The following is a 13,494-nucleotide window of genomic DNA, read 5'->3' on the forward strand; positions in this document are numbered from 1 at the left end:
CGCGTACTTGTATAGGCAAGCCTGCGCCCGGGCAAAGGGCTGTGGATTAATAGATGCTGGCGGGCGCAGCGCCGTCCAGCTGTGGCGCCACCAGAGGCAAGTCCAGGGTGAAACGCGTGCCGGCGGGGCTGCTGGCCACCTGGATGGTCCCGCCCAGCAGGGCCGTGACGATGTTGTAGCTGATCGACAAACCTAGGCCGCTGCCACCCTGGCCCAGCTTGGTAGTAAAGAAGGGGTCGAAGATGCGCGACAAATGCTGTTCGGCGATGCCGCCGCCATTGTCGGTGAAGATGATCTGCACGCGCCCCGCCTCCGTCCTGGCGGACAGGCGCATGCAGCCCGTGCCTGCGCCGCCGTCGTTGGGCGCGGGGGCGAAGGCGTGCAACAGGGCGTTGTTGATCAGATTGGTGATCACCTGGCCGAACGGACCCGGATAGCTGTCCATGGCGATGCCGAAGTCGATGTCAGTCTCGATGCGGTGGCCCGAACTGCGGATGCGGTTCATGACGGTGGCGATGATTTCATTGCTCACCTGTTGCAAGTCAAACCGGCGCCGCTGTTCGGTGGTGCGGTCGACGGCTACCTGCTTGAAGCTGTTGACCAGGTCGGCCGCGCTGCGCAGGCCGCGCATCACCAGCGCCGACGCCTTGCCCGCATCGTCGATGAAGGCAGCCAGGTCCGAGCGGCGCAGGCCGGGGCCGTTCATCAGGCGTTCCACGTCTTCCGTCTTTTGTTGCATGGTGCTGGCGATTAATAAACTGTTGCCGATCGGGGTATTGAGTTCATGCGCCACACCGGCCATCAGCGAACCGAGGGCGGCCAGTTTTTCTTGCGATACCAGTTGCGCCTGGGCATCCTGCAGTTGCCGGTAGGCGCTGGCATTGTCGAGCGCGATGGCGCCATACGCGCACAGGGTGCGGAAGATCAGCCGTTCGCGTTCGCCATACGCTTTGGCATGGCAGGCTTGCACCGTCATCACGCCCAGCACGCGCTCGCCCACCATCAGGGGCACGTACAGCACGCTCTGGTTATGCAGGGTACCTGGCACCGTGTAGGCGTGGCGCCTGGGCGGTACCTGGTCGATATACACTTCGCGCCGGCCCAGCAGGCAGCGCACTGAGTAGGCGCGTGGATTGCTCAGTGGAATGGCGTTGTCGGACAGCGGACGGCCCGCTTCCATGCCATGCGCGCGGCGCAGCGCCGTGCCGGCCGGGTCGAGCATGTAGACGGCGAAGGTGTTGACTGGCAGCAAGGCATGCACGTGGCGGTCGAGCACCTGAAATACGGCACTGGCGTCGAGGTGGGTGGTGATTTCCTGGCCGATGGCCGACAGCCGTTCCAGGGTGTCGCTGGTCTGCTGCAATACCTCGGCGCGGCGCGCTTCGGAGGCGGCCAGTTCGCGGTGATGATAGCCTTCCGAGCGCGCATGTTCCGTCTGGTGGTAAACCTGCATGGCGGTGGCGCGGTTGCTCGCTTGCTGGGTGTGGCTTTTTTCGCGCGCCACGCCCGCATCGAGGGCAATATCGTAGGCACGCGCATAGTCGCCCGCATGCGCGTATTCACGCGCCAGCGCATCGAGCAGTTCGCCGGGCGGCGAATAGCCTTCGATGGAGGCTGCCACCTGCAGCGCCCGGTGCAGATAGTGCAGGGCCGGATTGCGCTCGGCCATGCCGGGCGGTGGTGGCAGTTCGTGGCGCGCATGCAGCATGGACAGGACGCGCAAGGCCGCCACCTGATGCATGGCGTCGCCTTGCGCGGTGGCCAGCAGGCAGGCCCTTTCGGCCGCCTGCAGCGCCTCTTCCGGGCGGTCCAGGTAGGACAGCGCGTGGGCGCTGCCGCGCTGGGCCATGCTGCGGAAATCGGCCTGGCCCAGCGCTTCGGCGCGTTGCGCCAGCCGGCTGAAGGCGTCGAGCGCCGTGTCGTAGTCTCCCTTGTCCAGGCTCAGCTCGCCCAGGTGGAACAGGGCGTTGGCATAGGTGCGCGCGCCCGCCACGGGCGTCAGGATGTGCAGCGCTTCGCGCAGCAATTCCTCGGCGGCGGCCAGGCGCCCCAGCTTGCGCATGGTCTCGGCGGTATGCGTCTGGCAGGCGCCGATGCTGCGTGGCCAGCCGGTGGGGCGCGCCAGATCCAGCGCGCACTGCATCCATTCGAGGGACGATTCGTTGTCGTTGAGACTGGCGAAACAGTCGCCGATATTGATGGCGGCGGTGATCGCGCCGCGCAACTGGCCGCTCTCCAGCGCCGCCTCATAGCTTTGCATGTAGTAGCCGGCGGCCGTGCCCAGGTCGCGCGAACGGTGTGCCAGCAGGCCATGGAAATCATGCACCCAGGCAGCCAGCGGCGCGGGCAGCTTGCCGCTGGCGCTGTCGGCCTGGAAGTGGCTGCCCCAGCGCGCCTGCGCGGCTGGCGCATCGCGTAATACGGCCCAGCGCGCCGTGGCCGCGTCGGCCAGGCTGGCGCGCATGGCATCGCCTGCGCTGCGCGCTTGCTCGGCAGCGGCCTGCAGCTCGGCATCGCAGCGGCTATGGTCGCCCCGGTCGACGGCAATCGAGGACAGCAGCCAGTGGGCGTCGGCGCAACCGGCGCCATCGCCGTGCGCACACAGGATGGCGTGCGCCGCCATGGCCAAGCTCTCTGCCGCGTCGAGCGCACCTTGCAGCCATGCCACTTCCGCCTGCACCAGTTGCAGGCGCGCCTGCGCCTGTTCCAGTGCGACCGGTTCCAGGCTGGCCAGCGGCAGCAGCATTCGGGCTTCCTCGCTCAGATGAATTGCTCTAGTGCAATCACGCTGGCGCAAGTGCCAGGACAGCAACAGCAGCAGCGGTACGCGCCCGGCGCCGCGCAACGGCGGCAATGCGCTTTCCCACTGCGCTACATCATGTTCGAGCGCGAACATTTTCATTCAAGCATACTCCCCGCAAACAATGGCGCCAGCCCGCGACCGGACAGGCCATGGTCATCACATTGTAAGCGGCATTGCGGGGAATTGTTCAGTGCGCAGGACAGAATTGTGCGTCCCGCACTGGCCCCACGGCAGGGCTACCCTGCCGTGCGACGGCCTGCTGGTGGCGCCTAGCGTGACACCAGGCGGACGCCGGCGCTGCCGTTCACGTTGCTGGCGCTACGCATGTCTGCAGACATGCGCAAGCTGGGCAAGAGTTGGGCGTTATCGATCACCACATGTTCGCCTGCATCGCTGAAAACGAAGGTCGCCCCCTTTTTGCTGACAAACTGGCCGGGGCCGGTGGGGTAGATTTCCACGCTGGGCTTTTCCTGCAATTCACGGTCGTCGATCAGGCGACCAAAGAAATGCTTGTCCTGCTGGCGCACTTCCAGGCGTTGTCCATTCGACATGCGGTATTGCTGTTCGATATCGAAGGCTTCCTGGGCCGTGACGTGGTAGTAGTTGCCCGAGCTGACGCGCACGCTGCCCGCGGTTTGCGGTGCGGCGGCGGTTTGCGCCTGGGCGGTGCCGCCGGCAAGGGCGAAGAGGGCGACGAGGAGGGGGAGGACGCGTTTGGTATGCATGACATTCACCTTCGATCAGGATGGCTGGATTGATTGGAGTTAGATCGCGTGGTCGCTGGCAGGTTTCCGGCAGGGACTGGTGTCAAGTTAACAAATGCGCCAGTCCATCGCCAGCGGCAGGCGACGGATGGCAGGTTTTGCGCGCTGAAATGACTAAAACGGCGGATGAACGGTTTTGGTATTAAAGACGGAAGGCTAGCTCGGCCGCAGAATTAAATTTTGCAAGCCGAGGTTTTTTTGTTGCGATGTGTGCTTGGTGCTTAATACAAGGTTTGCGCCGACTCGTGCAGCAGCTGGCCATACAGGGTATGGCGCATCTTGGCGATCTTGCCTTCAGACAAGGCTTGCAGGATGGCGCATTGCGGCTCGATCAGGTGGCGGCAGTTATAGAACTTGCAGCCGCCCAGGTAGGGCTGGAATTCGCGGAAGGCGCGCTCCAGCATGCCTTCGCTCAGGTGGTACAGGCCGAATTCCTGGAAGCCGGGCGAATCGATGATGGAGCTGTTCGCGCCCAGTTCGTCGAGCTTGTAAAGACGCGTGAAGGTCGTCGTGTGCTTGCCCGTGTCGAGCGCGGCCGAGATTTCGCGTACGGCGATGTCCGCGTCCGGCACCAGCAGGTTGATCAGGGACGACTTGCCCATGCCCGACTGGCCGATCAGGATCGACGACTGGCCCGCCAGTAGCGGCGCCAGGGTGGCCACGGCATGTTCCGGTTCGGCGCGTGCCGACACTTCATCGACGGGATAGCCCATCGATGAATACGGCAGCAGGCGTTCGCGGGCGCGCTCAAGCGAGGCCGTCACATCTGTCTTGTTGAGGATGATGCGCGCCTCGATGCCGGCCGCGTCGGCCGCCACCAGCGAGCGCGAGATCAGGTCGTCGGCGAAGCCCGGTTCCGTCGCCACGACGATGAACAGCTGCGTCAAATTGGCCGCCAGCAGCTTCGATTTGTACTGGTCCGAGCGGTACAGCAGGGTCTTGCGTTCCTCGATGCGGTCGATGACGGCCTGGTCGTTGGAGGTGCGCGTCACGTGCACGATGTCACCCACGGCTACATTGGTTTTCTTGCCGCGCGTTACGCATTGCAGCTTGGCGCCGTCCACGTCGGCCAGGTAATGGCGGCCGTGGGCGGCGATGATGACGCCCGTCAACTTGCCTTCGCTCATGGGGCCACCTGGCTGCTCTGGTAAATGAGGTCTGCCTTGGCGGCGCAGATGAAGTCGTTTTCGGACAGTCCGCCGGCGCCCTGGTTGACCGAGTGCGTGTCGTAGCGCACGGCGCAGGTTTTATAAGTAATGATGAGCTCCGGATGATGGTCTTGCGTATGGGTCATATAGGCCAGGGCGTTCACGAACGCCAGGGTCTGGTAGTAATTCTTGAAGCCGAAGTCGCGGCACAGCTTGCCATTTTGCACGCGCCACTGGGGCAGCAGGGCGTGCAGGGTGGCGATGTCCGTGTCGCCCAGCGACTGCTGGCGCGGTGCGCAGGACAGTTCGGCCAGGTCTTGCGAAGTCGATGGCGTATTCATGGGGCAGCCCCTTTCAGGTGGCGGATGCGCACGCTGGCCGGCGGGTGGCTATCGTAAAAGGCCGAGTGCAGCGGGTCGGGCGTCAGGGTCGACGCATTGTCTTCATACATTTTGACGAGCGCCGACACCAGGTCGTCCGCTTGCGTGTGCGTGGCGGCAAAGGCGTCGGCCTCGAATTCGTGCTTGCGCGAGCTGAGCGAGGTCAACGGTCCGAGCAGGAAAGTGAAGACGGGCAAGGCCAGCATGAACAGCAGCAGGGCCAGCGCATCCGTCGGCTGGCCCGTCAGTGCCAGGGCGACGGGATCGATGCCCAGGCCCGCGTAAAACCATGGCTGCGTCTTGAGGAAGCCCAGCAGCGCCAAAAAGCCCAGCGAAATGACGAACATCATGGCGATGCGCTTGACGATGTGCTTGAGCTTGAAATGCCCCAGTTCATGCGCCAGCACGGCTTCGATTTCCTGCGGCGCCAGGCGCGACAGCAGTGTGTCGAAGAAGACGATGCGTTTGTTGGCGCCAAAACCCGAGAAATACGCGTTGCCGTGAGCACTGCGCTTCGAGCCGTCCATGACGAACAGGCCTTTCGAGGCGAAACCGACGCGCTGCATCAAGCCTTCGATGCGGTTTTTCAGCGATTCATCGGCCAGCGGCGTGAATTTGTTAAACAGCGGGGCAATAACTGTGGGAAACAGCACCATCATCAGCAACTGGAAGCCGCTCCAGACGAACCACGCATACAGCCACCACAGGTCGCCCGACTTGGCCATCAGGGTCAGCACGACCCAGATCAGCGGCAAGCCGATGGCCGCACCCAGGCCCACGCCCTTGAGCATGTCCGTAAAGAACAGCTTGCGCGCCATGGTGTTAAAGCCGAAGCGCTGCTCCAGCACAAATTGGCGGTAGTAGTCGAAGGGCAGGTCGATCAAGCCGGAAATGGCGGCAAAGGCGGCGATCAGGCCGATCTGGTACAGCATGGGCGAACCCGCCCCCATCCATTCATTCAGGTGCAGCGCCAGCCATTGCAGCCCGCCCAGCAGGGTAAAGCCGATCAGCACGGCATAGTTGACCAGCAGGGTCAGCAAGCCGAACTTGGTCTTCGCCACCGTATAGTCGGCCGCCTTCTGGTGCGCGGCCAGCGGGATCTTTTCCGCGAATTCGGGCGGGACCGCAGCGCGGTGTGCCAGCACGTGGCGGATCTGCCGCGAAGCGAGCCAGAAGCGCACGGCGAGGGTCAAAACGAGGACGGATACAAACAAAATCGAAAACGCGAGTGAATACATTCTGTGCCTGTGAGAAAATGGCTGATTATTTAGTTTGATTAGGCCAAGAGAGAATTATGTCACAAGCGACCGACTTAACTGCACCCAACTCTGCACCCACCTCTGCATCCACCCCCGCACCCGTCGTGCCGGCACGTCCAAATGAGATGAACCTGGTCTGGGTCGACATGGAAATGACGGGCCTGGAGCCCGATACCGACCGCATCATCGAGGTGGCGGTGGTGGTGACGGACATGCACTTGAACCTGCTGGCCGAAGGCCCCGTATTCGTGATTCACCAGTCGGATGAAACGCTGAACAAGATGGATGCCTGGAACAAGGGCACGCACGGCCGCTCGGGCTTGATCGACAAAGTGAAAGCGTCGACCGTGACGGAAGCGCAGGCGGAAGCGGAACTGATCGCCTTCCTGAAGAAATACGTACCGGCGGGCAAGTCGCCCATGTGCGGCAACACCATCGGCCAGGATCGCCGCTTCATGGTGCGTGGCATGCCGAAACTGGAAGCGTTCTTCCACTATCGCAATGTTGATGTATCGACACTGAAAGAGCTGTGCAAGCGCTGGAAGCCGGAAATCGCCACCGGTTTCAAGAAACACCAGAAGCACACGGCCCTGGCCGACATCCTGGAATCGATCGAAGAGCTGAAGTACTACCGCGAAAATTTCATCAAACTATAATTTTTCGGATGTTCCAAAGGCGAGGGTGGACCAGACGCCATCCTCTCCTTGCCACTCCAGCGCAAACGGTCCCGTTTGCCGCAATCCCGTGATCCACACTGTTTCGCCAGGCTGGCGGAAATATTGCGTGCACTGCCCGAACGTCTGTCCCAGCCGGCAAAGCACCAATCCCTCGCCCGCCACGGCGCACCATTGCTCATTGATATCGATCAAGGCCACGGCCGGATCGCCATAGAATTCGCCCAGGCTGGCTTGCCGGCCATCGGCAGCGATCACGCTGGCCTGTTCATACGCATGCTGGACAATGTAGGCGGCACTGCGGGCCAGTTCACTGCGCGTCATGCGCTCTCCACGGTGGGCCAGACGGTTTCCTGGTCGGCGCGCGCCTCGGCGATCAGCCATTCGCAGAATGCATGGACGAGGGGCCGCGTTTCCGCCTGGGGGGAGCGCAGCAGATAGTAGCAGTGGGGACCGCGCACGGCGTGTTCGAACACGCGCACCAGTCGGCCCGAACGCAGATCGTCGCCGATCAGGGGACTGGCGGCGATGGCCACGCCCTGGCCGCTGGCGGCCGCGTCCAGGCATAAATACGTGTGCGAAAAGCGCGCGCCGCTGTTGCCGCTATTGCCGCTGTAATGCACGCCGCAGCTGTGCAGCCAGCGCGTCCAGTCGATTTCGCCGGGCAGGTGCACTTCCGGTTCATCGTGCAGCAGCGGGTAGCGCAGCAGGTCGGCGGGCTGGCGCAGGCTGGCCGCGTTGGCGCGAAAGCCGGGGCTGCAGACGGCGGAAAACCATTCTTCCATGAGTAAATCGACCTTCAGGCCCGGATAGCGGCCCGGGCCCAGGCGGATGGCAACGTCCACGCCATCGCGCGCCAGGTCGACCGGGTGCATCGAGGCCAGCACGCGCAGTTCGATCTGCGGATAGCGGTCGCGCAGCCGGCCCAGGCGCGGCATCAGCCAGCGCGAGACGAGCGAGCTGGTAGCCGTTACCGTCACCACCTTGTCATCGCCCTGGCGCCGCGCCTGCTCGGAGACGTCGGCCAGCTGGTTGAGGATGGGGCCCAGCGAGGCCGCATAGCGTTGGCCGGCGCTAGTGAGTACCACGCCGCGCGGCAGGCGCTGGAACAGTACGACGCCGAGCCACGCTTCCAGCTGTTTCACGTGGTGGCCGATGGCGCCGGCCGAAACGTGCAACTCTTCGCCCGCGCGCTGGAAACCTTCATGGCGGGCGGCCGCCTCGAAGGCGTGCAGGGCGGCGAGCGGGGGCAGGGGACGTGACATGCGGGTGAACCTCCTCGTTGAGGCTAAGTAATATTGAGTCTATCCGTGAAGAATATTGGTTTGTTTCATTTTGCGCAAGCGAATATGATGCCGTCACTGCGTGAAGTGACCCGCAATATGATTAATGCAGGATTTTTTGCGCAAGCATCCCAAGCCAGGAACGAGACCGCCCGCAGAGGCGCTCCGGACAGCCCGCCTTGTTCTTCGTTCTACCCGATTTATTTGAAGAGGTTTCGTCATGTCTGATCGCCGCGCTGTTGCGCTGGTGTTGCTGTCGGCCGCCGGTTTCGGCAGTTCCGCAGTGTTTGCCAAGGCGGCCTATGCGTCCGGGGTCAACCCGTCGACCATGCTGGCCTTGCGTTTCGTCATCGCCGCCATGCTGTTGCTGCCGCTCGTGTGGCTGGGCGGCTGGCGCTTGCCGCGCGGCCGCCTGCTGGCCGGCTACATGCTGATGGGCCTGATGTATACGGCCCAGTCGCAAGGTTATTTCAATGCCCTCATGTATGCCAGCAGCGGCCTGTGCGGCATGCTGCTGTACGTGTATCCCGTGCTGGTCACCATCCTCGCGCTGGCGCTGGGCTGGGAAAAGCTGGACCGGCGCATGCTGGTGCTGATGGCGCTGGCGATTGCCGGCATGGCCATCACCCTGGGCGGCAAGCTGCAGGGCCAGCCTATCGGCATCGCCCTGGCATTGATGGCGGCCGGCGTGTACGCCGTGTACATCCTGTTTGGCAACAGCCTGTCGAAAAGCCGCGAGAATATTCACCCATTGGCCGCTTGCGTGGTGATCCTGGGCACGGCAGGCTTGTCGAATACTGCGATTGCCTTGTGGCAAGGCGTTTCCTTGCCGGGTACGGCGACGGGCTGGCTGGCCGTCAGCGCGATCGCCCTGTTCTCGACGGCGATTGCGATTGCCGCCTTCTTTGCCGGCGTGGCGCAGATCGGCGCGGCCAAGGCCTCCATCATTTCCACGTTCGAACCCGTCATCACGATGGCGTTCGGCGTCACCTTGCTGAAGGAATCGGTCAGCGGCACGCAATTGCTGGGCGGGGCCATGGTGCTGGCCGCCGTAGTCTTGCTGGCGCAGCGCCCCGCGCCCAAGGCGCCAGCCATGCCGGCCGTGCAGGCGAGCGCCTGACTTTTTTTCCCGAACTGATCGGCTGTATCGATCGGTCTCCTTTGCGCCGCGACGGGTTTCCTGCCGCGGCGCTTTTTTTTGCGCATAAATTCTGTCTGTAAATAAGTCTTGATTGCGAATGATTCTCATTTATAATTAACGTCAAGATTCCCCCATCACCCGCCAGCCCATGCCAGCCAGTGTTCGCCTTGAAAGGAGACACCGTGTCGAGCACCTTCCCCATTTGCAATACCGAGCTGGTCGCCAATGAATTTGCCCGCCTGCGCCGCGAAAAGAAAGCCCGCCACCGCGACATCGCCGAGGAACTGGGCATAGCCGAGGGCGAGCTGATCGCCGCGCACGCGGGCTTGTCGCTGGCCGATGGCGCTTTGCTGGGCGCCGAGCGCCTGCAGGCGGACTGGCCCGCGATCATCGCCGCGCTGGAACCGCTGGGCGAAGTCATGGCGCTGACGCGCAACGCCTCGTGCGTGCATGAAAAGATGGGCGTGTATCGAAAAGCCAGCCACAACAATCATGTGGGCCTGGTGCTGGGCGGCGACATCGACTTGCGCGTGTTTTACCGTCAGTGGGCACATGGCTTTGCGGTACGCGAGATGGGAGAGCAAGAAGTGCAGCGCAGCCTGCAATTCTTTGACGCTGCAGGCCATGTCGTGCACAAGATTTTCCTCAAGCCGCACAGCGACCTGGCGGCCTACGACGCGCTGGTGACGCGCTTCGCCGACGCGGACCAGGCGGCCGGCATCGCCGTGGCGCCGCCAGCGCCGCCGCCGGCGGAACTGCCCGACGCGCGGATCGACGTGGCCGGTTTTCGCGCCGCCTGGGCCGACCTGCGCGACACGCATGAGTTTTTCAGCATGTTGAAAAAATTTTCGGTCTCGCGCCTGCAGGGGCTGCGCCTGGCCGAGGCGCGCTTCGTGCAGCAGATCGACAAATCCTGCGTGCTTGACCTGCTCAATGGCGCCGCCCTCGAAAAAGTATCCATCATGGCCTTCGTTGGCAATGCCGGCATGATCCAGATCCATTCGGGGCCCGTGCACAAGATCGCCGTGATGGGGCCATGGATCAATGTCCTCGACACGCGCTTCAACCTGCATTTGCGCGAAGACCATGTCGCTAGCGCCTGGGTGGTCAGAAAGCCGACCGTCGATGGCCTGGTGACGTCCGTGGAACTGTTCGATGCCAGGGGCGACACCATCGCCATGTTCTTCGGCGAACGCAAGCCGGGCATGCATGAGCTGTGCGAATGGCGCCACATCGTCGAGCGCGTCGTGCAGGAGGGCGAACTATGCGCCGCATGATCGCCGCCAGCGTGGCGCGCCGCATCGCGCTGAAAAAAATGGGGGCCGGCGCATTAGCGCTGGCCGCGCCGATGCAGGCGCTGGCGGCCGTCGCCGACGCATCCAAGCCGATGCTCAAAGCGCGGCGCATCGTCAGCGTGGGCGGCGCCCTGACGGAGATCGTCTACGCACTCGGGGCACAGGGAGAACTGGTGGGCGTCGATGCCACCTCGCTGTATCCGGCCGTGGCGCAACAGCTGGCGCAGGTGGGTTATGCGCGCACCTTGTCGGCCGAAGGCGTGCTGTCGCTGGCCCCCACGCAGCTGATCGCCACCGAGGAGGCAGGGCCGCAAGCGGTGCTGCGCCAGGTGCGCGCTGCGGGCGTGCCGGTGGCGGTGCTGAACGCGAATAACAAGTTCGAAGGCTTGCTCGAGCGCGTGAAACAGGTGGGCCGCATCACGGGTCGTGCCGACCCCGCCGCGCGCCTGGCGCAAGCCTTGCAGCAGCAGTGGGACGGCACCCTGGCCAGGGTGCACCAGCGCAGTCACGCGCCTGTGCGCGTGCTGTTCATCCTCGCCCATGCGCCGAACCAGGTGATGGTGGGCGGGCGCGAGACGGGGGCCGACGCCATGCTTGCGTATGCGGGCGCCGTCAATGTGATGGGCGGGCAGGCCGGTTTCGCCGGTTACAAGCCGCTCACGCCGGAGGCCGTGATCGCCGCGCGGCCCGACATCGTACTCGTCACGGACCAAGGCTTGAAGGCCTCGGGCGGCGTGGACGGCATCCTCAAATTACCGGGCCTGGCGCAGACGCCGGCCGCGCGCAAGCACCGCATCGTCTCGCAGGAAGCCATGCTGCTGCTGGGCTTTGGCCCGCGCATGCCGCAGGCCCTGGCCGAACTCGATGCCGCCTTCGCCAAAGCCATGGCGGCATGAACGTGCGCGCGACGACGCCAGCAGCATCCTGGCGTTTGCCTCACTGGAGCGCTGGCGGGTTGCTGGCCATCGCACTGGCGTGCGGCTTGCTCGTCGCCGTGCAGGCGGGCGCCGTACCGGTGACCCTGGCCGACTGGCTGGCGCCCTGGCAAGCGGGCGATGAGGCACTGTCCGGCGGCGCGTACGTGCTGTGGCATATCCGTTTGCCGCGCGCCCTGTTCGCCATCCTGATCGGCGCCGCGCTGGCGCTGGCCGGCGGCCTGACGCAAGGGTTGTTTCGCAATCCGCTGGCCGACCCCGGGCTGCTGGGCGTGAGCAGCGGCGCCGCCTGCGCGGGCGCGGCCACCATCGTCTTCGCGGCCAGCCTGCACGTGGTGCCCGAGCTGCGCGTGTGGTTGCTGCCGGGGGCCGCCTTTGTCGGCGCCATGCTCATTTGCTTGCTGCTCGACCGCGTTGCCCGCTGGGCTACGCACGGCTCCATCGTCGGCCTGCTGCTGACGGGCGTGGCGCTGAACGCCATCACGGTGGCCATCATGGGCCTGTGCATTTACCTGGCTAGCGATGACCAGCTGCGCACCCTGACTTTCTGGACCCTCGGTTCGCTGTCTGCCGGCAGCTGGCGCCAGGTGGCGGCCCTGTTGCTGGTGCTGGCCGCTGCGCTGTGGGCCACGCGTTTCCTGATGCGCTCATTGAACGCGCTGGCGCTGGGCGAGGCGCAAGCACTGCATGTGGGCATCGACGTGGGCCGGCTGCGCACGCAGGTGATCGTGCTGGTGGCCGTGTTGACGGGCTTTGCCGTCGCCTGGTGCGGCGGCATCGGCTTCATCGGCCTGATCGCGCCCCACCTGGTGCGCACCTGGCTGGGGGCTGACCAGCGTCGCGTGCTGCCGCTGGGGATGCTGATGGGCGGCTTGCTGCTGCTGTTGGCCGACACCCTGGCGCGCACCGTCGCCATCCCGGCGGAAGTGCCCGTCGGTATTTTCACGGCCCTGCTGGGTGGGCCCTTCTTCCTGATGCTGTTGCGGCGTTTCCGCCACGGCACTGCCTGGAGGTGAACATGACACCCATACTGGAACTCTCCTTCGCCACCACGCAACTGGGCCCGCAGTATTTCGGCCCTTTCAACGTGCAGGTGGCACCGGGGGAGCGCATCGCCGTCCTTGGCCCCAGCGGCGCTGGCAAGTCGACCCTGCTCAAGCTGATGGCGCGCGAACTGCAGCCGCAGGCGGGCCGTGTGGCGTTCGCGGGCCGGCCGCTGGCGCAGTGGTCGCTGGCCGAATTGGCGCTGCGCCGCGCCGTCCTGCCGCAAGGTTCGAACGTGGCCTTCGGAATGCAGTGCGCGCTGGTGATCGGCCTGGGGCGGGTGGCACGCCTGGTTGACCCGCAACTGGGGCAGATCGTGCAGGACGCGGCCGCCCTGGCGCACGCCGCACATTTGCTGGATCGCCGCCTGGACACCCTGTCTGGCGGCGAACAGGCGAGGGTGCAGCTGGCGCGCATTTTTGCGCAATTGTGGGATGTGGAAAACGGCTTGATACTGGTCGACGAACCGCTGGCGGCGCTCGATCCCGGCCTGCAGTTCGATCTGCTCCATAGCCTGCAGCAGTTTTGCGCCGCGCGCGGCCACGCCGTCATCGCCATCCTGCACGATATCAACCATGCCTTGCTGGGTTTCGAGCGCTTGCTGCTGCTGCGTTCGGGCCAGCTGGTCGCCGATATCGCCAGCGATGCCGGCGCCGTTCCCGCCCTGGCCGCGCTATACGGCATTGCCCTGACGACGGCGACCAACAGCGACGGCGACGTGTGCGTTATCCCTGCACGAAGCGCGGTACGCAGGGCGGCCTGACTCAC

Annotated in this window: 13 protein-coding genes; 6 read left to right on the plus strand and 7 right to left on the minus strand. The window is 64.5% G+C overall.

Features of this window, described 5'->3' with window-relative positions:
• Window positions 1-46: 46 nt before the first annotated feature.
• The 5 genes from K0F85_RS23060 to K0F85_RS23080 form a co-directional block, all read right to left on the minus strand.
• A complete protein-coding gene (locus K0F85_RS23060; protein WP_257572992.1) occupies window positions 47-2,896 on the minus strand; it encodes an ATP-binding protein in 2,850 nt (949 codons plus the stop codon).
• Between the two features lie 176 nt (window positions 2,897-3,072).
• Complete coding sequence (locus K0F85_RS23065; protein ID WP_219118265.1) at window positions 3,073-3,528, minus strand: hypothetical protein; 456 nt, start codon at window positions 3,526-3,528, stop codon at window positions 3,073-3,075.
• Between the two features lie 260 nt (window positions 3,529-3,788).
• Window positions 3,789-4,694 carry a ribosome small subunit-dependent GTPase A gene (gene rsgA / locus K0F85_RS23070; protein ID WP_131689205.1) on the minus strand — a complete coding sequence of 302 codons (906 nt, stop codon included), beginning with the start codon at window positions 4,692-4,694 and terminating at the stop codon, window positions 3,789-3,791.
• Window positions 4,691-5,056 (minus strand): 4a-hydroxytetrahydrobiopterin dehydratase, encoded by a 366-nt coding sequence (locus tag K0F85_RS23075; protein ID WP_219118266.1) that lies wholly within the window; start codon window positions 5,054-5,056, stop codon window positions 4,691-4,693. The genes rsgA and K0F85_RS23075 overlap by 4 nt, the downstream gene beginning before the upstream one ends.
• The gene (locus K0F85_RS23080) at window positions 5,053-6,333 is read right to left on the minus strand and encodes a M48 family metallopeptidase (RefSeq protein ID WP_219118267.1); all 1,281 of its coding nucleotides are present in this window, start codon (window positions 6,331-6,333) and stop codon (window positions 5,053-5,055) included. Before K0F85_RS23080 ends, K0F85_RS23075 begins: the two co-directional genes overlap by 4 nt.
• 56 nt (window positions 6,334-6,389) lie before the next feature.
• On the opposite strand from K0F85_RS23080, the gene orn reads away from it, so the two are divergent.
• The gene (orn, locus tag K0F85_RS23085; protein ID WP_219118268.1) at window positions 6,390-7,010 is read left to right on the plus strand and encodes an oligoribonuclease; all 621 of its coding nucleotides are present in this window, start codon (window positions 6,390-6,392) and stop codon (window positions 7,008-7,010) included.
• On the opposite strand, the gene K0F85_RS23090 is transcribed toward orn, so the two are convergent.
• Both K0F85_RS23090 and gcvA read right to left on the minus strand, forming a co-directional pair.
• A complete protein-coding gene (locus tag K0F85_RS23090; RefSeq protein WP_219118269.1) occupies window positions 7,005-7,352 on the minus strand; it encodes a hypothetical protein in 348 nt (115 codons plus the stop codon). The genes orn and K0F85_RS23090 overlap by 6 nt on opposite strands.
• A complete protein-coding gene (gene gcvA / locus K0F85_RS23095) occupies window positions 7,349-8,293 on the minus strand; it encodes a transcriptional regulator GcvA (RefSeq protein ID WP_071078774.1) in 945 nt (314 codons plus the stop codon). Before gcvA ends, K0F85_RS23090 begins: the two co-directional genes overlap by 4 nt.
• Window positions 8,294-8,531: 238 nt before the next feature.
• Here gcvA and K0F85_RS23100 point away from each other — a divergent pair, with 238 nt between their 5' ends.
• The 5 genes from K0F85_RS23100 (at window position 8,532) to K0F85_RS23120 (ending at window position 13,489) form a co-directional block, all read left to right on the plus strand.
• Entirely contained in the window at window positions 8,532-9,431 is a 900-nt protein-coding gene (locus K0F85_RS23100) for a DMT family transporter (RefSeq protein WP_219118270.1), read from the plus strand.
• Window positions 9,432-9,634: 203 nt separating this feature from the next.
• Window positions 9,635-10,729: a hemin-degrading factor gene (locus K0F85_RS23105; protein WP_219118271.1), complete on the plus strand. Its 1,095-nt coding sequence runs from the start codon at window positions 9,635-9,637 to the stop codon at window positions 10,727-10,729.
• A complete protein-coding gene (locus tag K0F85_RS23110) occupies window positions 10,717-11,643 on the plus strand; it encodes a hemin ABC transporter substrate-binding protein (RefSeq protein WP_219118272.1) in 927 nt (308 codons plus the stop codon). Before K0F85_RS23105 ends, K0F85_RS23110 begins: the two co-directional genes overlap by 13 nt.
• The gene (locus tag K0F85_RS23115; RefSeq protein ID WP_219118273.1) at window positions 11,640-12,698 is read left to right on the plus strand and encodes an iron ABC transporter permease; all 1,059 of its coding nucleotides are present in this window, start codon (window positions 11,640-11,642) and stop codon (window positions 12,696-12,698) included. Before K0F85_RS23110 ends, K0F85_RS23115 begins: the two co-directional genes overlap by 4 nt.
• Window positions 12,699-12,700: 2 nt before the next feature.
• Window positions 12,701-13,489 (plus strand): ATP-binding cassette domain-containing protein, encoded by a 789-nt coding sequence (locus K0F85_RS23120; RefSeq protein WP_219118274.1) that lies wholly within the window; start codon window positions 12,701-12,703, stop codon window positions 13,487-13,489.
• The last annotated feature ends 5 nt before the right edge of the window (window positions 13,490-13,494 follow it).

This window comes from Janthinobacterium sp. UMAB-56 (assembly GCF_900095265.1).
Taxonomy (GTDB): Bacteria; Pseudomonadota; Gammaproteobacteria; order Burkholderiales; family Burkholderiaceae_D; genus Janthinobacterium.

Excerpts from the sequence above, each read along its gene's own strand:
- K0F85_RS23060 (WP_257572992.1), bottom strand. The coding sequence starts at position 2,896 with ATGTTCGCGCTCGAACATGATGTAGCGCAGTGGGAAAGCGCATTGCCG.
- K0F85_RS23065 (WP_219118265.1), bottom strand. The coding sequence starts at position 3,528 with ATGCATACCAAACGCGTCCTCCCCCTCCTCGTCGCCCTCTTCGCCCTT.
- rsgA (WP_131689205.1), bottom strand. The coding sequence starts at position 4,694 with ATGAGCGAAGGCAAGTTGACGGGCGTCATCATCGCCGCCCACGGCCGC.
- K0F85_RS23075 (WP_219118266.1), bottom strand. The coding sequence starts at position 5,056 with ATGAATACGCCATCGACTTCGCAAGACCTGGCCGAACTGTCCTGCGCA.
- K0F85_RS23080 (WP_219118267.1), bottom strand. The coding sequence starts at position 6,333 with ATGTATTCACTCGCGTTTTCGATTTTGTTTGTATCCGTCCTCGTTTTG.
- orn (WP_219118268.1), top strand. The coding sequence starts at position 6,390 with ATGTCACAAGCGACCGACTTAACTGCACCCAACTCTGCACCCACCTCT.
- K0F85_RS23090 (WP_219118269.1), bottom strand. The coding sequence starts at position 7,352 with ATGACGCGCAGTGAACTGGCCCGCAGTGCCGCCTACATTGTCCAGCAT.
- gcvA (WP_071078774.1), bottom strand. The coding sequence starts at position 8,293 with ATGTCACGTCCCCTGCCCCCGCTCGCCGCCCTGCACGCCTTCGAGGCG.
- K0F85_RS23100 (WP_219118270.1), top strand. The coding sequence starts at position 8,532 with ATGTCTGATCGCCGCGCTGTTGCGCTGGTGTTGCTGTCGGCCGCCGGT.
- K0F85_RS23110 (WP_219118272.1), top strand. The coding sequence starts at position 10,717 with ATGCGCCGCATGATCGCCGCCAGCGTGGCGCGCCGCATCGCGCTGAAA.
- K0F85_RS23115 (WP_219118273.1), top strand. The coding sequence starts at position 11,640 with ATGAACGTGCGCGCGACGACGCCAGCAGCATCCTGGCGTTTGCCTCAC.
- K0F85_RS23120 (WP_219118274.1), top strand. The coding sequence starts at position 12,701 with ATGACACCCATACTGGAACTCTCCTTCGCCACCACGCAACTGGGCCCG.